The organism is Pseudomonas sp. PDM09 (assembly GCF_014852305.1).
Taxonomy (GTDB): Bacteria; Pseudomonadota; Gammaproteobacteria; order Pseudomonadales; family Pseudomonadaceae; genus Aquipseudomonas.
The window spans coordinates 165,451-184,809 of sequence record NZ_JACVBI010000002.1 but is presented as its reverse complement, the minus strand read 5'-3'; the positions used below and the strand labels follow the sequence as shown (position 1 = coordinate 184,809).

13 protein-coding genes, 5 tRNA genes and 2 pseudogenes are annotated in these 19,359 nt (G+C 58.6%); 8 read left to right on the top strand and 12 right to left on the bottom strand.

What is annotated here, in order from left to right:
• The 3 genes and pseudogenes from IB250_RS05480 to IB250_RS05470 all read left to right on the top strand — a co-directional run bounded on the left by IB250_RS05480 (window position 1) and on the right by IB250_RS05470 (window position 5,795).
• On the top strand, window positions 1-891 hold the full coding sequence (locus IB250_RS05480; protein WP_007905966.1) for a LysR family transcriptional regulator: 891 nt from the start codon (window positions 1-3) through the stop codon (window positions 889-891).
• 84 nt (window positions 892-975) lie between these two features.
• Window positions 976-4,254, top strand: coding sequence for a PAS domain S-box protein (locus IB250_RS05475; RefSeq protein ID WP_192343318.1), 3,279 nt, complete (start codon window positions 976-978; stop codon window positions 4,252-4,254).
• A 287-nt stretch (window positions 4,255-4,541) separates the two neighbouring features.
• Window positions 4,542-5,795 (top strand): annotated as a pseudogene (locus tag IB250_RS05470) (IS3 family transposase).
• A 9-nt stretch (window positions 5,796-5,804) separates the two neighbouring features.
• On the opposite strand, the gene IB250_RS05465 reads toward IB250_RS05470, so the two are convergent.
• The 11 genes from IB250_RS05465 to uvrB all read right to left on the bottom strand — a co-directional run bounded on the left by IB250_RS05465 (window position 5,805) and on the right by uvrB (window position 14,121).
• Window positions 5,805-6,251, bottom strand: a complete 447-nt coding sequence (locus tag IB250_RS05465; protein ID WP_007905974.1) for an Hsp20 family protein — start codon at window positions 6,249-6,251, stop codon at window positions 5,805-5,807.
• A 130-nt stretch (window positions 6,252-6,381) separates the two neighbouring features.
• A complete protein-coding gene (locus IB250_RS05460) occupies window positions 6,382-7,341 on the bottom strand; it encodes a tRNA dihydrouridine synthase (protein ID WP_123498692.1) in 960 nt (319 codons plus the stop codon).
• 166 nt (window positions 7,342-7,507) lie between these two features.
• The gene (locus tag IB250_RS05455; RefSeq protein WP_192343317.1) at window positions 7,508-7,957 is read right to left on the bottom strand and encodes an acyl-CoA thioesterase; all 450 of its coding nucleotides are present in this window, start codon (window positions 7,955-7,957) and stop codon (window positions 7,508-7,510) included.
• Window positions 7,958-8,005: 48 nt separating this feature from the next.
• The gene (locus tag IB250_RS05450; RefSeq protein WP_063340923.1) at window positions 8,006-8,839 is read right to left on the bottom strand and encodes an alpha/beta fold hydrolase; all 834 of its coding nucleotides are present in this window, start codon (window positions 8,837-8,839) and stop codon (window positions 8,006-8,008) included.
• 30 nt (window positions 8,840-8,869) lie between these two features.
• Window positions 8,870-9,409: a TetR/AcrR family transcriptional regulator gene (locus IB250_RS05445; RefSeq protein ID WP_192343316.1), complete on the bottom strand. Its 540-nt coding sequence runs from the start codon at window positions 9,407-9,409 to the stop codon at window positions 8,870-8,872.
• Between the two features lie 184 nt (window positions 9,410-9,593).
• Window positions 9,594-9,669, bottom strand: a tRNA-Glu gene (locus tag IB250_RS05440).
• Between the two features lie 80 nt (window positions 9,670-9,749).
• Window positions 9,750-9,825, bottom strand: a tRNA-Ala gene (locus IB250_RS05435).
• A 53-nt stretch (window positions 9,826-9,878) separates the two neighbouring features.
• Window positions 9,879-9,954, bottom strand: a tRNA-Glu gene (locus IB250_RS05430).
• Window positions 9,955-10,033: 79 nt separating this feature from the next.
• Window positions 10,034-10,109, bottom strand: a tRNA-Ala gene (locus tag IB250_RS05425).
• A 190-nt stretch (window positions 10,110-10,299) separates the two neighbouring features.
• Complete coding sequence (gltX, locus tag IB250_RS05420) at window positions 10,300-11,781, bottom strand: glutamate--tRNA ligase (protein WP_007905986.1); 1,482 nt, start codon at window positions 11,779-11,781, stop codon at window positions 10,300-10,302.
• A gap of 324 nt (window positions 11,782-12,105) precedes the next feature.
• Window positions 12,106-14,121 (bottom strand): excinuclease ABC subunit UvrB, encoded by a 2,016-nt coding sequence (uvrB, locus tag IB250_RS05415; RefSeq protein WP_008007189.1) that lies wholly within the window; start codon window positions 14,119-14,121, stop codon window positions 12,106-12,108.
• A 337-nt stretch (window positions 14,122-14,458) separates the two neighbouring features.
• Between uvrB and IB250_RS05410 the strand changes: the two genes are divergently transcribed.
• Together IB250_RS05410 and IB250_RS05405 are read left to right on the top strand one after the other, a co-directional pair.
• Window positions 14,459-15,655, top strand: a complete 1,197-nt coding sequence (locus tag IB250_RS05410; protein ID WP_192343315.1) for an amino acid aminotransferase — start codon at window positions 14,459-14,461, stop codon at window positions 15,653-15,655.
• Window positions 15,656-15,895: 240 nt separating this feature from the next.
• The gene (locus tag IB250_RS05405; RefSeq protein WP_192343314.1) at window positions 15,896-16,096 is read left to right on the top strand and encodes a hypothetical protein; all 201 of its coding nucleotides are present in this window, start codon (window positions 15,896-15,898) and stop codon (window positions 16,094-16,096) included.
• On the opposite strand, the gene IB250_RS05400 is transcribed toward IB250_RS05405, so the two are convergent.
• The gene (locus tag IB250_RS05400; protein ID WP_008007186.1) at window positions 16,093-16,323 is read right to left on the bottom strand and encodes a hypothetical protein; all 231 of its coding nucleotides are present in this window, start codon (window positions 16,321-16,323) and stop codon (window positions 16,093-16,095) included. The two genes, IB250_RS05405 and IB250_RS05400, sit on opposite strands and share 4 nt — an antisense overlap.
• Window positions 16,324-16,548: 225 nt before the next feature.
• Here IB250_RS05400 and IB250_RS05395 point away from each other — a divergent pair.
• From IB250_RS05395 to IB250_RS05385, 3 genes and pseudogenes are all read left to right on the top strand, one after another.
• Window positions 16,549-16,624: transfer RNA gene (locus IB250_RS05395), tRNA-Asn, on the top strand.
• Window positions 16,625-16,786: 162 nt separating this feature from the next.
• Window positions 16,787-18,109: a tyrosine-type recombinase/integrase gene (locus IB250_RS05390; protein ID WP_192343313.1), complete on the top strand. Its 1,323-nt coding sequence runs from the start codon at window positions 16,787-16,789 to the stop codon at window positions 18,107-18,109.
• A 910-nt stretch (window positions 18,110-19,019) separates the two neighbouring features.
• Window positions 19,020-19,154: pseudogene (locus IB250_RS05385) on the top strand (integrase); the annotation flags it as partial.
• Window positions 19,155-19,359: the final 205 nt, after the last annotated feature.

Below are 19,359 nucleotides of genomic sequence, written 5' to 3'. Positions count from 1 at the left end.
ATGGACCTCGCCAACCTCAATGCTTTTATCGCGATTGCCGAGACTGGAAGCTTCTCCGGCGCTGGCGAACGGCTGCACCTGACACAACCCGCCATCAGCAAACGCATCGCCGGCCTGGAGCAGCAATTGAAGGTGCGGCTGTTCGATCGACTGGGCCGGGAAGTCAGCTTGACCGAAGCCGGTCGCGCCCTGCTGCCACGGGCCTATCAGATCCTCAATGTACTGGATGACACCCGCCGCGCCCTGACCAACCTGACCGGCGAAGTCTCCGGTCGTCTGACATTGGCCACCAGTCATCACATCGGCCTGCACCGTTTACCGCCCTTATTAAGGGAGTTCACCCGACGTTACCCACAGGTGGCGCTGGATATTCAGTTCCTCGATTCGGAAGTGGCTTACGAAGAAATCCTCCATGGCCGCGCCGAACTGGCGGTAATCACTCTTGCACCGGAGCCCCATGCACTGGTCAAGGCCACGCCGGTGTGGGACGACCCGTTGGATTTCGTGGTCGCCCCGGAGCATTCGCTGATCGCTAACGGTCCGGTCAGCCTGGCGGATATTGCCCTGCATCCTGCGGTTTTTCCCGGCGGCAACACCTTTACCCACCACATCGTGCAGCGCCTGTTCGAGGCCCAGGGCCTGACACCGAACATCGCCATGAGCACGAATTATCTGGAAACCATCAAGATGATGGTCTCGATCGGCCTGGCCTGGAGCGTTTTGCCGCGCACCATGCTGGACGATCAAGTGGCGCGCATACCTTTGCCGGGCATACAGCTCACTCGCCAGCTAGGCTATATCCTGCACACCGAACGGACGCTGTCGAACGCGGCACGGGCCTTCATGGCTCTGCTGGATGCACAAATCGATCAGCCAGGGACTCGCGGCTAAGCTGTGCTTCTTCTTTTTGTGCTACGCCTATAGAGCCCCAAAACCCTGTGCCTAACGCCCAATTCAGCCCAAGGCCTGTTATCCATGCCCAAATCTGTTGAACGTATGCCGCCGATGCCGCGAATTCAGGCACTTGACCCCAAACGGTCCGAGCAGAGCTGGGAAAGCGCCCCGCAGTTGCTGGCAGCCCTCAACGGCGCCCGGCTGGGCGCCTGGTATTGGGACATCGAGCGGGGGCAGATCAGTTGGTCTCGGGGTACTCAGGCGCTGTTCGGCTTCGATCCCCGACAACCGCTGCCGGAAGATCTGGAATACCTCGACCTGCTGCCTCAGGAGGATCGGGCGAAAGCCATCCGCGCCTTCAATGCAGTGATCGCCGGCGCCCCGCTGGAGCAGGCGATGCACCACCGCATCCGCTGGCCCGACGGCAGTCTGCATTGGCTGGAGATCAACGGCAGCCTGCTGCCGGACAAAAACGGCCGGCCACGAATGATAGGGGTCATTCGTGAAATCACCCATCAGCGCCAGCGCGAACAGGCGCTGAGCAGTTCGGAAAAGCGCTTCGCCACGCTGTTTCACCTGTGCCCGAACATGGTCTTGCTGACCCGTCAGGAAGACGGCTTGATCAGCGAAGCCAACCAGTATTTCGAAAGCCTGTTCGGCTGGCCGGTGCAGGACGCCATCGGCCGAACCACGCTGGAACTGGGCCTTTGGGTCAACCCGGAACAACGAGTGCAACTGGTCAAGGCCACCAAAGCCAAAGGCGAGCTGATCAACATGGAGGTGCAATTTCGCGCCAGCAATGGCCAGGTTCACGACGGCATCCTCAGCGCGCAAAAGGTCGAACTCGAAGGCCAGCCTTACCTGCTGAGCACGTTCCTCGACACCACCGAACGTAAAATTGCCGAGCACGCCCTCAAAGACAGCCAGGAACGCCTCGACCTGGCCCTGGACTCGGCGCAACTCGGCACCTGGGACTGGCACATTCCCAGCGGCATGCTTTACGGCTCGGCGCGGGCCGCCCAGTTACATGGGCTGGACCCCAAACCCTTCCATGAATCCTTCGATGCGTTTTTCGAAGGCGTGCCCGGCGAAGAACGCGACACCATGCGTGATGCCTACCGCAGCCTGCGCGAAGGCCCGGCCGGCAATTACCAGCTGACTTACCGCGTGCAGCTAACGGATGGCAGCTCGCGCTACCTGGAAAGCCGCGCCAGACTCTACCGCGATGAACAGGGCAACCCGCTGCGCATGGCCGGCACGCTGCTGGACATCACCGATCAGGTGGAGCGCGAACAGCAACTGGTTGCGTCGGAAGAGAAATTCGCCACCTTGTTCCAGGTCAGCCCGGACCCGATCTGCGTCACGCGCCAAGACACCGGCCATTTTATCGAGATCAACTCCAGCTTTACCCAGACATTCGGCTGGAGCACCACCGACGTGATCGGCCGCAGCGCCGACGAAATCGGCCTGTGGGACGCTTCGGCGAAGAGCCTGCAAAGGATCGAGCGGGTCATCCGCGAACAGGGCCTGAACAATGTGGCGATCATCGTTCAACACAAAAACGGGCAATCCCTGACGTGTGTGATATCGAGCCGGCAGATCAGCGTCGGCGACCAACCTTGCATCGTCACCACCCTGCGCGACATCACCCAGCAGCAACGCTCGGAAGCGGCGCTCAAGGCCAGCGAGGAGAAGTTCGCCAAGGCCTTCCACTCAAGCCCCGACGCCATCACCATTACCGAGCGCGACACCGGACGCTACCTGGAAGTTAATGACGGCTTTTGTCGCCTGACTGGCTACCGCGCCGATGAAGTGATCGGCCGCACGGTGTATCAGGTGGGCATCTGGGCCGAAGAGAAACAACGCTCGGCGTTGCTGGCGGAGCTACAGATCAAGGGCCGGGTTCACCATCAGGAAATGCTCGGGCGCAACAAACGCGGCGAGTTGTTGACCGTCGAAGTCTCGGTGGAGCCGATCACCCTCAACGAAACGGCGTGCCTGCTGCTGACCGCTCGGGATGTGAGCCTGCTGAAAAACGCCGAAGCACAGATCCGTCACCTGGCCTACCACGACCCGCTGACCAACCTGCCCAACCGCGCCCTGTTGATGGATCGCCTGAGCCAGCAGATCGCCCTGCTCAAACGCCACAACCTGCGTGGTGCGCTGATGTTCCTCGACCTCGACCACTTCAAACACATCAACGACTCCCTTGGCCACCCGGTGGGCGATACGGTGCTGAAGATTATCACCGCGCGCCTTGAAGCCAGCGTGCGCATGGAGGACACCGTCGCGCGCCTGGGCGGTGACGAATTCGTGGTGCTGCTCAGCGGCCTGGAAGGTTCGCGCAGCGACGTCAGCGCTCAGGTCCGGGAGTTGGCGGATACCTTGCGCGAACTGCTGTCCGAACCGATGTTCCTCGACGGACAGCGCCTGCAAGTAACACCGAGCATCGGCATCGCGCTGATCCCCGACCACGGCTCGACCCCGACCGACCTGCTCAAACGCGCCGATATCGCCCTCTATCGCGCCAAGGATTCAGGCCGCAACACCACGCAGATGTATCACAACACCATGCAGAAGGCCGCCAGCGAACGCCTGCGCATGGAAACCGATCTGCGCCTTGCCCTTTCCCGGGGTGAGTTCAGCGTGCAGTACCAACCGCAGGTGGACGCTCGCAATAACCGTATTACCGGCGCAGAAGCCTTGGTACGCTGGCACCATCCGCAACTGGGCGCGCAATCGCCCACCGAGTTCATCAAGGTGCTGGAGGACAGCGGGCTGATTCTGGAAGTCGGCACGTGGATCCTCGATGAAGCCTGCGCGGCCTTCAAACATCTGATTGCCAAAGGTCTGATCGACCCGCTCGATTTCAGCCTGTGCGTGAACATCAGCCCCCGGCAATTCCGTCAGAACGATTTCGTCGAACGCATCGAACACAGCCTCGGCAGCCACGGCCTGCCCTGCTCGTTGCTGAAACTGGAAATCACCGAAGGCATCGTCATCCAGAACCTGGACGACACCATCAGCAAAATGCGGCGCCTGAAAAAACTCGGCGTGAGCTTTGCCATGGACGATTTCGGTACCGGTTATTCCTCGCTGACCTACCTCAAGCGCCTGCCGGTAGACACCCTGAAAATTGACCAGTCGTTCATCCGCGACGCCACCACCGACCCCAACGATGCTGAAATCATTCGCGCCATCGTCGCCATGGCCCGCAGCCTGGAGCTGGAAGTCATCGCCGAAGGGGTGGAAAACCTGGAGCAACTGGCGTTTTTGCAGGGGCTGGGCTGCCATTTGTATCAGGGGTATTTGCACAGCCGGCCGTTGCCGGTGGAGGAGTTTCAGAAGCTGCTTAAGTGAGGCGATGTAGCAGCTGCCGAGCCGCTATGTACGGCTGTAGCAGCTGCCGAGCCTGCGAGGCTGCGTTCGGCTGCGCAGCAGTCGTAAAACCTGCATGCAAGGTCTTACTGAAATACCGCGCCGTCTGAATTCACGACTGCTTCGCAGCCGAACGCAGCCTCGCAGGCTCGGCAGCTGCTACAAATGGGCACAAAAAAGGGCGCCAGTGGATGGCGCCCTTTTTTTGTTGCTCTTGTCCCGTCCTGAATAAGGTTTACACCTTCTGATCCGTTTTTCAGGAGGACGTAATGAAATCAGCAAAAAGGCGTAGTCAGCGCGACTACACGCTGACCTTTAAATTGTCGGTCGTCGATCAGGTCGAAAAAGGCGAGCTGAGTTATAAAGAGGCTCAGGAGCGCTACGGGATTCAAGGCAAAACGACCGTTCTGACGTGGTTACGCAAGCATGGTCGGCAGGATTGGAGCCCAGGCACATACATTGGCTCGCCGAGGATGGGGTCTATGCCCGACAAAAACCGACCATTAACGCCAGAGCAACGCATCAAAGAGCTTGAAGAACAGTTGGCGCTGTCCAATCAGAAAGCGCAGTTTTTCGAGGCGGTCGTGGATGTTTTGAAAAATGACTACGGTCTCTCTGTCGTAAAAAAGCGTCCCGGCAAGTCCTCGCGCAAAAACGAATCCAAAACCTGAGCATCAGCAGGGCTTGCCAGTTCATGGGGATAAGCCGACAGGCTTACTACAAACGCAATCGCGCCTACGCTGCTCGTCTGGTTCTGGATCAGAAGGTTGCCGATTTCGTTCAGCAAAAACGTCAGCGGCAGCCGCGTTTGGGCACCCGAAAGCTGCATTATTTGCTGCATTGCCAGCCTCAACTTGAGCTGCAAGTGGGTCGAGATCGGCTGTTTTCGATCCTGCGGGAAAGACGTTTATTGGTGGCTCGCAAGCGGGCTTATCACAAGACGACTGACAGCCATCATCGCTTCCGACGCCATCCGAACCTGCTCAAGCCAGGTCCTGATCAGGTTGTTCCAAGCGGCCCGGAACAAGTCTGGGTGGCTGACATCACCTATTTGCCAACGCAGGAGGGTGTGGCCTATCTGAGCCTGGTGACGGATGCCTTTTCGCGAAAGATCGTGGGCTATCACGTCCATGAAAGCCTGCACACCGAGTCGGTAGCACACGCACTGCGCCGGGCGGTAAAGCACCGTCGAACGGAGCAGTCGCTGGTTCATCACTCGGATAGAGGCAGCCAGTATTGCTCGGGGATGTACCAGGAACTGCACGCGAAACACGGCATCAGGTGTTCAATGACGGACGGCTATGACTGCTACCAAAACGCCTTGGCGGAGCGGGTCAACGGAATATTGAAGACAGAGCTTTTGCTCGAGAGGCCACAGGATCTAACGCAGGCGAAGAAGATGGTGAGTGAGTCGGTATCGATCTATAACGGTGAGCGACCGCATCTGTCTTTGAAATACAAAACGCCCGATGCGGTGCATCGGGCGTTAGGGTGAAACAGGTGTAAACCTATTTCAGGACTAGACATCTGACTCAGTGTTGCAGGGCCGGCTTCTGCGTCCCGTTGATCGGGATGCGTTTGGCTTTCGCCTCTTCCGGAATCACGCGCAGCAGGTCGATGCTCAACAAACCGTTGCGCAGTTCGGCGGCCTTGATTTCAATATGATCCGCCAGACGGAACGACAGTTTGAAGGCGCGCTGAGCGATGCCTTGGTACAGGTAAGTGACGCTTTCGTCCGCGTCACGTTTGCCGCCACTGATGGTCAGCACACCTTTCTCCACTTGCAGGTCCAGGTCTTCTTCCTGGAAACCGGCGGCCGCTACGACAATGCGGTATTGGTCATCACCGTATTTTTCAACGTTGTAGGGTGGATAGGTGCTGCCTGGCTCATTGCGCAGGGCGGTTTCGAACAGGTCGTTGAAACGGTCGAAACCTACCGAGGAACGGAACAGTGGGGCCAGGGAAAATGCAGTACTCATGATTCAAATCTCCTGAACATAATCAGCAAGTTTTTTTGTCTCCGCGACCCGAATTCGGCATCGCGTAATCCTTAGATAAGGATCGCTGATTGCTTTTCAAGAGATTATTTCAAGATTTTTTTAAGTCGATTCAGGCCGCTTCAGACACCTGCAAACCCAGTAAACGCGAGACATTATCCAGTTCGGTCTCACGACGCAGGACGGTGAACAGCTCTACCGCTTCGGGATAATTGCGGGTCAGCATCGCCAGCCATTGCTTCAAGCGACCCGGCGATTGACGCGGTGTCATCTGCGCTTTGGCTTGCAGCCAGAAGTCCTGAATCAACGGTAGCAGCTCGGCCCAGGTCATCTCGACGACGTCTTCACCGGCGCGGGCGGCGGCGATTTGCCGGGCCAGATCCGGGCGCGATACCAGTCCACGACCGAGCATGATGTCTTCGACGCCGCTGATCTCGCGGCAACGACGCCAGTCCTCGACGCTCCAGATGTCGCCGTTGGCAAACACCGGCACCTTGACCACGTCCTGCACCCGAGGGATCCATTCCCAGTGAGCCGGCGGCTTGTAGCCATCGGTCTTGGTCCGCGCGTGGACCACGATGTGCGCCGCCCCGCCTTCAGCCAGGGCCGTGGCGCAGACCAGCGCACCGTCCGGGCTGTCGAAACCGAGGCGCATCTTGGCGGTCACCGGAATGTGCGCGGGTACGGCACGACGGACATGTTCGACGATTTGGTTGAGCAGTTCAGGCTCTTTGAGCAGCACCGCACCGCCACGGGATTTGTTGACGGTCTTGGCCGGGCAGCCGAAATTCAGGTCGATGACCTCGGAACCCAACTCGCAGGCCAGTGCGGCGTTTTCCGCCAGGCACACCGGATCGGAGCCGAGCAGTTGCACCCGCAGCGGCACGCCGGAGGCGGTTCGGGCGTTGGTCAGCAGTTCCGGGCCGAATTTGTGGTAATAGGCAGGTGTGAGCAGTTGATCGTTGATCCGAATGAATTCGGTCACGCACCAATCGATACCGCCCACACGGGTCAGCACGTCCCGCAGGATGTTGTCGACCAACCCCTCCATGGGCGCCAAAGCAATTTGCATGAAAAACACACTCAACGAAAAACGTGCGGCAGTTTACTGGATTACGCGGAAAATCTGCAGAACATCGCAGATCCCTTGTGGGAGCGGGCTTGCTCGCGAAAGCGGACTAACAGGCAACATAATCGTTGAATGTTAAACCGCTTTCGCGAGCAAGCCCGCTCCCACATTAAATTTTCGCTGAATCCAACTCTTGCAACGCCGGGCCATAGCCCTCGATAAACTCCGCCGGCATGCGCTTGGGCTTGCCGGTCGACAATTCGATGCACACGAAAGTGGTTTGCGCCCGCAGTAACGTCGTGTTGTCGCTGGGGCGCTTCAATTGAAAGTGTCGGGTCATTTTCAGGCGCTGGTCCCAATCGACGATCCAGGTCGCCAACTGCAACTCATCACCCTCATAGGCCGCAGCCAGGTAATCGATCTCGTGCCGTACCACTACCATCGCCCGATCCAGCCGCCGGTACTCGACCAGATCCAGGCCCAGCCGCTGCGAGTGGCGCCAGGCGCAACGCTCGAGCCAGGTCACGTACACCGCGTTGTTCGCATGGCCCAGCCCGTCGATATCCTCGGCGCCCACTTCCAGATCAATGATAAACGGCGTTGCCCGATCCCAGCCCATGCCCCACTCCTGGTCAGATTATTTCGACCGGGGCAGTGTAACGGATGCTCAGGCCGATTGGCGCGATTGCAGACTGCGACCGGCCAGCAGCGAAAGAACGCCGTCGATCACCCGAGGATCGGCCAGCACCCGCTGATGCCCGCCCTCTTCCAGGCGCAACAGACGGCTGTCGAACCAGGCTTCGTGGATCAACTGGGATTCCTTGACCGGAACAAAGTTGTCGTCCTCGGCATGAACGATCAGCCCCGGCATGTCGAGCTGATAGTGCGCGACATCCAGTGCAGCGGCACGCATGCCGACATCTTTCTCGACCTGGCGAATAAACGCCGAACGCGCTTTGGGCGGCAGGCGTACATAGCGTGCGAACCCACGCAGTACCCCGAGAATTCGCGCCGGGGCTGCGATCGAGACCAGGGTTTCGGTGCGCAAGCCCAACTGAACTGCGAGCATGGCACTGGCGCCACCCATGGAGTGTCCGATGACCGCTTGCAGCGGCGGCAACTCAGCGGCCGCCTCGAGCATGGCCCGGGCGAACAGCACCACATTTGCTTCGCGACCAGGTGAGCGACCGTGAGCCGGGCCGTCCAGGGCAACCACGGTGTAACCGGCATCGACCAGCGCGGTGATCAGTGCGGCAAACTGTGTCGGCCGGCCCTCCCAGCCGTGCATCAACAACACCGCCGGCCCTTGCCCCCAACGCAACGCGGAGAGGCCGAAGCGCAAGGTGATCCGTTCGGATTTCGCCAGCAGCGGCAACTCCCAATCACGCGGCGGCAATTCCCGCGGAGTCATGAACGCCAGACGCATCTTGCTCGCCACCAGCTTCGGCGCGAACCAGCCCAAGGTGCCATTAACGCCACGAACCCAGCTCAACGTGTTCATCGCTCATCTCCTCAGGCTGGCGCCTTCAGGTCATAGCACCGCCGACTTGGCGGCGCGCAGTAATCGATCGGACAACTCTCCTGGCCCCAGCGCCCGCGCCAGAGCCAAACCACCGACCATCAAGGCCATGTCGGCCAAGGCTTTGTCGGCCTCTTCCGGGCTGGCCGCCAACTGCGCGACCATCAACTCAATATGCTCACTCAATGCCACACGAAATTCGTCCGGCAGACGACCCAGCTCACCGACCGATGCCGGAATCGGACATGCCTGCTCGATGGAATCACGGTGTTTGCGCGACAGGTAGAACGCTGCAACCAACGCACGCCGCTCTTCGCCGGTCAACTCGGCATCCATGTCGGCGATCAAGCCACGACGATGGCTGAGTAGCTGCTTGAATGCTTCCAGCATCAACGCGTCCTTGCTTTCGAAGTGCGCGTAGAAGCCGCCGACCGTCAGGCCGGCCGCGCCCATCACTTCGCCCACGCTCGGCTCGGCCGGGCCGCGCCGAGTCAGCGCTGCACTGGCAGCCTTGAGGATGCGTTCGCGGGTTTGAGCTTTTTTATCGTTCATCGTTGCCTCCGAATATTACGACTAGAATATTATTCTCATAATAATTTTCCGCAAGTCGTGGATGCGACCGCTGGTCTGAAGAACAGTTTTTTGAGGAAAACGGAGAATTGGCCAAACGCCAGACAAACAAAAGGGCCATTCAATAATTGAATGACCCTTAAAAATCCCGCAGAGCGGGTAATCGTGGCGTCCCCTAGGGGACTCGAACCCCTGTTACCGCCGTGAAAGGGCGGTGTCCTAGGCCACTAGACGAAGGGGACACAAACCCTTCTATACAACTGATCAGTGCTGAGAGCTGATCGATTCAAGGCCGGTGTGGCCAGACCTTGAACTGTAAAATTGGTGGAGCTAGACGGGATCGAACCGTCGACCTCTTGCATGCCATGCAAGCGCTCTCCCAGCTGAGCTATAGCCCCGGATTTTTCGCCTCGCGGCGGAGCGACATCTTGCGACATCGCTTCTGTAAAACTGGCGTCCCCTAGGGGACTCGAACCCCTGTTACCGCCGTGAAAGGGCGGTGTCCTAGGCCACTAGACGAAGGGGACGCAAACCCTTCTATACAACTGATCAACGCTGAGTGTTGATCGCTTCAAGGCCGGTGTGGCCAGACCTTGAAGTGTAAATTGGTGGAGCTAGACGGGATCGAACCGTCGACCTCTTGCATGCCATGCAAGCGCTCTCCCAGCTGAGCTATAGCCCCTCATCGCTGAGGACGGGGCGAATCTTAATGGCGCATCGGAAGGCTGTCAAACTTATTTTTAACAATTTCCAAAATTTTTTGCCCACATAACAATCACTTACCGCCCTCCCCCCGAAAAACGGGGGTGGCGCCGAAGAGCAAGATCAAAAGATCGCAGCCTTCGGCAGCTCCTACACTAGGTTAAACAGCCTTAAGCGATAGCGCCCAAGAGTTTTTCCCACTCCTTGTTTTCCTTCTTCGACACGCCACCCAACAGATCGATAGCCTGGCGCAGACGGAAACGGGTCAGGTCCGGACCGAGGATTTCCATCGCGTCGAGCACCGACACCGAACTGGCCTGCCCCGTGATCGCGGCGAACATCAGCGGCATGGCATCACGCAGCTTCAATTCCAGGGATTCGACCACCGCCTGAATCGTCGCGGTAATGCTGTCCTTCTCCCACTGACGCAGGCTTTCCAGCTTCCATAGAATCAACTGCATCAACTGACGAACCTGATCGCCCGAGAGCTTCTTGGATTCGAACAGCTTGGCGTCCGGGTTCACGCCACCAGCGAAGAAGAAGCCGGCCAGCGGTGCGACTTGGCTGAAGGTTTCAACCCGGCCCTGCACGTGCGGTGCGATCTTCATCATGTATTCAGGGTTCAGTGCCCACTTTTGCAGACGAGCGGCGAACTCTTCCACCGGCAGGTCACGCAGCCATTGGCCGTTGAGCCACGACAGCTTCTCGATGTCGAAAATCGGCCCGCCGAGAGAGACGCGGCTCAGGTCGAAGTTATCGACCATTTCCTGCAGGGAGAACTTCTCGCGCTCGTCTGGCATCGACCAGCCCATGCGGCCCAGGTAGTTGAGCATCGCTTCCGGCATGAAGCCCATGCGCTCGTAGAAGGTCACCGAGGTCGGGTTCTTGCGCTTGGACAGTTTGCTCTTGTCCGGGTTACGCAGCAGCGGCATGTAGCACAGCTGCGGTTGTTCCCAGCCGAAGTATTCGTACAAGAGGATCAGTTTCGGTGCCGAAGGCAGCCATTCTTCACCACGCAAAACGTGAGTGATGCCCATCAAGTGGTCATCGACAACGTTGGCCAGGAAGTACGTGGGCAAGCCGTCGGTCTTCATCAGCACTTGCATGTCCATGCGATCCCACGGAATCTCGACGTCGCCACGCAGCATGTCAGGCACCACGCACACGCCTTCGGTCGGCACTTTCATGCGGATGACGTGTGGCTCGCCAGCGGCCAGACGACGCGCGACTTCTTCCTTGGAGAGCAACAGCGCACGGCCGTCGTAACGCGGGGTTTCGCCACGCGCCATTTGCTCGGCGCGCATCTGGTCCAATTCTTCAGCCGTGCAGAAGCACGGGAAGGCATGACCCAAGTCGACCAATTGCTGGCAGTACTTCTGATAGATATCGCCGCGCTCGCTCTGGCGGTAAGGACCGTGCGGGCCGCCGACGTCCGGGCCTTCGCTCCAGTCGATACCCAACCAGCGCAGGGCGTCGAAAATCTGCTGTTCGGATTCGCGGGTCGAACGCAGTTGGTCGGTATCTTCAATCCGCAGGATGAACTCACCGCCATGCTGCTTGGCAAAGCAGTAGTTGAACAAAGCGATGTAAGCGGTACCTACGTGGGGGTCCCCGGTAGGCGATGGCGCGATGCGAGTGCGGACGGTGGTCATGGCATGTCTCGAAAAGAATAAAAGCGAAGATCAAACAAGAGGCGAATGGTAACAGGCGATAGCCGCCCGGCTCCAGTCAGCAGGGCATATAAGCAATATTGCATTGGGGGATCAGCTTGGTGGCGGTGTTGCCTGCCAGGAGGTTGCAGGTGGAGCTGAAGGCCAGGGAAGCGCGCAATTGATATTTGTAGTGTTCCGACGGGCCTCATCGCGGGCAAGCCCGCTCCCACAGGGTCTGTAGGTGGCCACATATTGTGTGAATACCCTCAAATCCTTGTGGGAGCGGGCTTGCCCGCGGTGAGGTCCGCCCATTCACTGCACATCTCAAACCGCGATCAACCGCTCCCGCAACTTGCCGATTTCGTCGCGCAACTGCGCCGCGGCTTCGAATTCCAGGTCGCGGGCGAGCTGGTACATCTTTTCTTCCAACTGACGAATGCGTTTGCTGATCTCGCTTGGCGAGCGCAGTTCGGCCTCGTACTTGGCACTTTCCTCGGCGGCCTTGGCCATGCCTTTGCGCTTCTTGCTGCGCGAACCCGGCACGACCGCGCCTTCCATAATGTCGGCGACGTCCTTGAACACACCCTTCGGCGTAATGCCATTGGCCAGGTTGAAGGCGATCTGCTTGTCGCGACGACGCTCGGTTTCGCCGATCGCCCGCTCCATGGAACCGGTGATGCGATCCGCATAAAGAATCGCCCGCCCATTGAGGTTGCGCGCCGCCCGGCCGATGGTCTGGATCAGCGAGCGCTCGGAACGCAGGAAGCCTTCCTTGTCCGCGTCGAGAATCGCTACCAGCGAGACTTCCGGCATGTCCAGGCCTTCACGCAGCAGGTTGATCCCCACCAGCACATCGAAGACGCCGAGACGCAAGTCACGGATAATTTCGACCCGCTCCACGGTGTCGATGTCCGAGTGCAGATAACGCACGCGCACGCCGTGGTCGGCCAGGTAATCGGTCAAGTCTTCGGACATGCGCTTGGTCAGCGTGGTCACCAGCACCCGTTCTTCCAGGGCCACACGTTTGGTGATTTCCGAGAGCAAGTCGTCGACCTGAGTCAACGCCGGACGGATCTCGATTTGCGGGTCCACCAGGCCAGTCGGTCGCACCAATTGCTCGACCACTCGGCCGGCGTGCTCCGCCTCGTAATTGCCCGGCGTGGCCGAGACAAAAATCGTTTGGGGACTGATGCTTTCGAACTCGTCGAAACGCATCGGCCGGTTGTCCAGGGCCGAGGGCAAGCGGAAACCGTACTCCACCAGCGTTTCTTTCCGGGAACGGTCACCTTTATACATGGCGCCGACTTGCGGCACGCTGACGTGGGATTCGTCGATCACCAGCAAGGCATCCGCCGGCAGGTAGTCGAACAACGTGGGCGGCGCCTGACCGGATTCACGGCCCGACAGGTAGCGCGAATAGTTTTCGATGCCATTGCAGTAACCCAGTTCGAGGATCATCTCCAGGTCGAAACGGGTGCGCTGCTCCAGTCGCTGAGCTTCCACCAGTTTGTTATTGGAGCGCAGGTATTCCAGGCGCTCCTGCAATTCGACCTTGATCCCTTCGGTGGCCTCGAGCAGGGTTTCCCGCGGGGTCACGTAGTGGCTCTTTGGATAGAAGGTGAAACGCGGCAGTTTGCGGATGACTTCACCAGTCAGCGGATCGAAGGCGGACAAGCTCTCCACTTCGTCATCGAACAGCTCGATGCGGATCGCTTCGAAATCGGATTCCGCCGGGTGGATATCGATCACGTCGCCGCGCACCCGGAAGGTCGCCCGGGCGAAGTCCATGTCGTTGCGGGTGTATTGCAGGTCGGCCAGCCGACGTAGCAGCGCGCGTTGGTCGAGCTTGTCGCCGCGGTCCACGTGCAACACCATCTTCAAATAGGTTTCCGGGCTGCCCAGACCGTAGATGCACGACACAGTGGTGACAATGATCGCGTCCTTGCGCTCCAGCAGTGCTTTGGTGGCGGACAGGCGCATCTGCTCGATGTGGTCGTTGATCGAGGCATCCTTCTCGATGAAGGTGTCGGATGACGGCACGTAGGCTTCGGGCTGGTAGTAGTCGTAATAAGACACGAAGTATTCAACGGCGTTGTTCGGGAAGAACGCCTTGAATTCGCCATACAACTGCGCGGCCAGGGTCTTGTTGGGCGCCAGCACCAGCGTCGGGCGCTGTATCTGGGCGATCACGTTGGCGATGCTGAAGGTCTTGCCCGAGCCGGTCACACCGAGCAGCGTCTGGTGCGCCAGCCCGGCCTCAATGCCCTCGACCATCAGGCGGATGGCTTCCGGCTGATCGCCGGCGGGCTCGAAGCGGGTGACTAGCTGGAATTCAGACATACATACCTCTGGATTCGCGCCTGCCCGGTCAAACCGGACAGCGACGAAAAAAACCACAAACGACCGATGTCGCCCAAGGAAAAAACTGGATTGTGCTCAATGTGGAGCCGATTGCCATCGCTTTCAAGGCAAACGTCCTACATCGGGTAAAACCTTTGACGACACCACTCGACCCACGATCGAAAAATAATTGGAAAAACTTACGGTAAAAGCCGAATCGCCTGTCGCCATCAATCGCTGATGGCCTCTATACTAGCTCCCCGTTTGTGCACCGCTCTAGTGCATTCGGCTGGAGCGCGACACGTCCCTCCACACTCCATTCAGAGCCGCCGCAATAATGAGCCTGTTCTCCGCTGTCGAAATGGCACCACGCGATCCAATCCTGGGCCTCAACGAAGCATTCAATGCCGATACCCGTACCAACAAGGTCAACCTGGGGGTCGGTGTTTACTGCGACGAGGAGGGGCGAATTCCACTCCTGCGCGCCGTTGTCGAAGCCGAGACGATTCGCGCCGCTCAACACGTTTCCCGTGGCTACTTGCCGATCGATGGCATCGCCGCCTACGACCAGGCCGTGCAAAAACTGCTGTTCGGCAATGATTCGCCGCTGATCGCCGCTGGCCGGGTTATCACCACCCAAGCCGTCGGCGGTACCGGCGCGCTGAAAATCGGTGCTGATTTCCTCAAGCAACTGCTGCCGAACGCCGTCGTGGCCATCAGCGACCCGAGCTGGGAAAACCACCGCGCGCTGTTCGAAACAGCCGGCTTCCCGGTGCAGAACTATCGCTACTACGACGCCGCGACTCATGACGTTAACCGCGCCGGCCTGCTGGAAGACCTGAACGCCCTGCCGTCCGGCTCCATCGTTGTGCTGCACGCTTGCTGCCACAACCCGACCGGCGTGGACCTTAGCCCGGCGGACTGGAAAAACGTGCTGGAAGTGGTCAAGGCCAAAGGTCACGTGCCGTTCCTCGACATGGCTTACCAGGGCTTTGGTGACGGTATCGATGAAGACGCCGCGGCCGTGCGCCTGTTCGCCGAATCCGACCTGACCTTCTTCGTTTCCAGTTCGTTCTCCAAATCCTTCTCGCTGTACGGCGAGCGCGTTGGCGCCCTGTCGATCGTCAGCGAATCGAAAGAAGAAGGCGCGCGCGTACTGTCGCAAGTCAAACGCGTGATCCGCACCAACTACTCCAACCCGCCGACCCACGGTGCAAGCATCGTCGCCGCCGTGCTGAACAGCCCGGTACTGCGTGCCCAGTGGGAAGAGGAACTGGCAGAAATGCGCCTGCGGATTCGCGGCATGCGCACCCAGATGGTCGACCTGCTGGCGAAAAACGCTCCACAGCGCGATTTCAGCTTCGTCGGTCGCCAGCGCGGCATGTTCTCCTACTCCGGCCTGACGGTTGAGCAGGTTACCCGCCTGCGCAGCGAGTTCGGCATCTACGCTCTGGACACCGGCCGCATCTGTGTTGCTGCGCTGAACCAGAGCAACATCGACGTCGTGACCAAGGCCATCGTTCAGGTGATCTGAGTCCTCGCGTGATACGAAAACGGGAAGCCGCAGGGCTTCCCGTTTTTTATTTGTCTTTGATAATTCCCAGTTCGGCGACCGGTCGCTCTAGACTGCACGCAGATCAAAAATGTGGGAGCGGGCTTGCTCGCGAAAGCGGTCTAGTCTATCTGTCACATTGATGCTGGATGTGCCGCCGCCTTCGCGAGCAAGCCCGCTCCCACAGGTTATGAGTACACCCGAGAATTCTTGAGAACCCACATGAAAAACGATGACCTACGCGCCGACCGCGACGAGCTGGACCACTTCGTACCCCGCTCTTCGGCCAAACGCGGCAATAACCTGATGCTGCAAGTGGCTGCGGGCGTGTTCCTTGGCGGCCTGGCCTTGTGGCTGGTGCAACTGACCGCAACGATGCTGTACGCCAAGCTGATGCTCGGCACCATTACCTTCGGCGGTTAAGCCAATTCGGTTGCACGCTGGCTGGCCGCATCGTCATAGGCCACATAAAGCGACTCGGCCACCTGGCTTTTGATCGCCTTGGTGCTTTCCAGGCCCAAAACAAAACCTTCGGCCTTGCCGCCCGCGCGGTTCAATTCGTCAGCGGTGCTGGCCTGAGTGATTGCGTCGAACAGTTTCTCGGCGTGCGGGCCAACGCCTTTGGGCAGGCTGATCTGAGCGATGCTCATGCGAACACCCCGCTGTTTTGAGGTGTGAGGACTGGATGATTCATGGCGCGTACCTTTTCGGCTGAGGGCCGGCAGCGCGTGTCACCACTTCCGGGCGACCATGGTAGACCTCTACCGCGATTCTGGTAACCGCCAATGGCCGATAACCCCCTCTGATCCGATGAAAACATCAAACTGCCGACAGAGGCTTGACTTCTCTTTTTGAATCAGTAACATAGACGCCATTCCGCGATAGCTCAGTTGGTAGAGCAAGTGACTGTTAATCACTGGGTCCCTGGTTCGAGTCCAGGTCGTGGAGCCAGACAAGGTTCCAGAGAAGGCTTTCAAAATCTCTGAAACCCCCGAAAAACCCGCCTTATGGCGGGTTTTTTCGTTTTGGCGTTCTGTCGGATTCCGGTAAGTACCAGCCATTTTAAGGGTAGAGTTTGGGATAAAGATCAGTTCGATAAAAGGGAGTACCCTTATGTCGCGCACCACTGCTCCACTCTCCGACGCCGCTTGCCGTTCGGCCAAGCCCACAGACCGTGCCTACAAGCTTTTCGACGGCGACGGCCTTTACCTTCTAGTCCAACCCAATGGCCGCAAAGGCTGGCGTCTCAGATACGTCAAACCTGATGGCCGAGAAGGACTGACCTCATTCGGCAACTACCCCATCGTTGGCCTCGCGAATGCGCGCCGCAAGCGCTTGGAGGTCAAGCGAATGCTGGCGGATGGCATTGACCCTATAGGAGCCAATAACCAAGCCAAGACGGACGCTCTGATCAAAGGCCGCACCTTTGAAAGCGTTGCCCTCGGCTGGCACACGGAAATGTCAGCCAAGTGGGCACCGGACTATTCCAAGACAGTGATGAGTCGCCTCAAAACTCACCTCTTCCCTCTGATCGGCACCCGCGCCATTGTCGACCTTGATACCCACGACCTTATGCGGCCCCTGGACGCGATTAAGAAGCGCGGAACGATAGACATTGCTTTAAGGGTACAAAACTACCTGCAGAGCATCATGCGCGAGGCAAAGCGCCTCCGGCTTATCACCGTAAACCCTGCTTACGACCTCGTAGGCTCGATCAAAGCCTCGCGGGTCGTCCACCGCCCCGCCTTATCCTTATCGCGCTTACCTGAGTTGCAGGAACGGATCGACACCTATAAAGGCCGCGCACTTACCCGGCTGACGGTCTTGCTGTCGCTGCACGTGTTTGTCCGCTCCAGTGAGCTGCGCTTCGCCCGCTGGAGCGAGTTCGACCTCAAACGTGGCGTCTGGGAAATACCCGACACGCGACCAGCGTTGGAAGGCGTACCCTTTTCCACAAGAGGTACGAAGATGGCCGGGGACATCCATCTTGTACCCTTATCGCCGCAAGCGATCGCCCTGCTCGAGCAGATCCACGCAATCACAGGCAAATTTGACTTGGTGTTCGCAGGCGATACCAAGTCTTGGAAACCAATGTCCGAAAACACGGTGAACAGCGCGCTTCGGAAGATGGGGTACGACACCAAATCCGAGATCTGTGGGCATGGGTTTCGTTCGATGGCCTGCAGCGCACTGATCGAGTCAGGTTTGTGGACGGACACAGCCATCGAGCGGCAGATGAGCCACAAGGAACGCAACAACGTCCGCGCCGCTTACATCCATAAGGCCGAGTTCATCGAGGAGCGCAGGCTGATCATGAACTGGTGGAGTCGCTACCTTGAGACTAATCAGCAGAAGCATGTCAGCCCACGCGAATTCGCCAATCAGATGGGTGCGAATGTCACTCGCCTAAAAGCAAAACGTGGCGCAACTGAGTAAGCGCTCGGTCCTCATATCTCAGTGATCCGCTTGTCCACGCGGGTCCATCCAAACAGGGCTGCAAAGCCGCCCTGTTTGGATGGACCTCACTTAAAAAATCTAAAGCCCACGCAATTGTCTGTGGAAAACCACTGATTTCCATTAGTCGATAATTTCATCCACAGCCGCAGAACTCCCAAAAATTCGAGCCTTGACCCGAATTCTCCACAGGCGTAGAAAAGGTCGGGCAAAGCGCTGTCGTTGACAGCAACCCAGGTAGCCAGAACTTTTAAGGCTACGCCACACCGTGGTGGTTCTCCCAAAGTGCGATTAGCGTCCGGCGGCTCGCACGGTCACTCACCGAGTGATGGATGCCCACTTCAGATCATTGCCATTGCGGCAAATACATCCCCCTACCCAACTGCCCTGCAGCAACCTATCCGCTTGGCCATTTTATTGCGCCAACCTGCGCCCGTCTCTTTCTCCCGGAAAGAGACGGGCGCTCCTACCACTGCTGCAGCCCACCTCGTACAAGGCATTGCGGCATTTCCCCTCGTGACAATCGGCGTGACAAACACCGAAGTCACCAGCAACAGCGATGCAGATGATGGTGCCGCAGCCCAAGGAATGGACTGCACCTGACTGACAGTCAGGCATGCCCCGGTCATTGCCTCGCTGCCTTCACCCGACTCAGGATCTCACGGCATTGGTCTCGTCAGCCAGCGCAGCCTCCACCCGCCCACTTCTTCGGAAATGTTCAGGAGGCCAGATCATGAGATGCCCAAGCTCCCGGTCGTAAAGAGCCGCCAGTCCCGCGTTAGTGGACACCCCTCACAGGTCGCAGGGGCCTTGATCCCTGATAACACTCAACATCCTTGGCGGGATGACGTGGGGAAAGTTTCAAAGGTTTGGCTTCGAGAGGAGTTCGATCATGGCACCAGTGGGCAGGCGAGATAGACGCAATTTTGGCTATGGCCGGCAACTGAGTTATGCCGGGCCGCAGGCATTGCGCGATCTATTTGGCGGCGGGCATTACGGCACGGTGCAGGCGCACAGTGATCGCTGGTAGGCGTTTGTTCGGTGTGAGCGTCTCGACGATGCCTGACAGCAAGCGGTGCTGACAATCAACAGTCCAGTAATCGTCATCCCCATGAAGCGATTTTCTATTGTTCGGGACCAAATTATCAATACCTTCGATTGCGTTGATAGTGAAAATCAGCACGAATACATTGTACGCCTACCAACTGGATGGTAGCTTATTAACAAGTTTT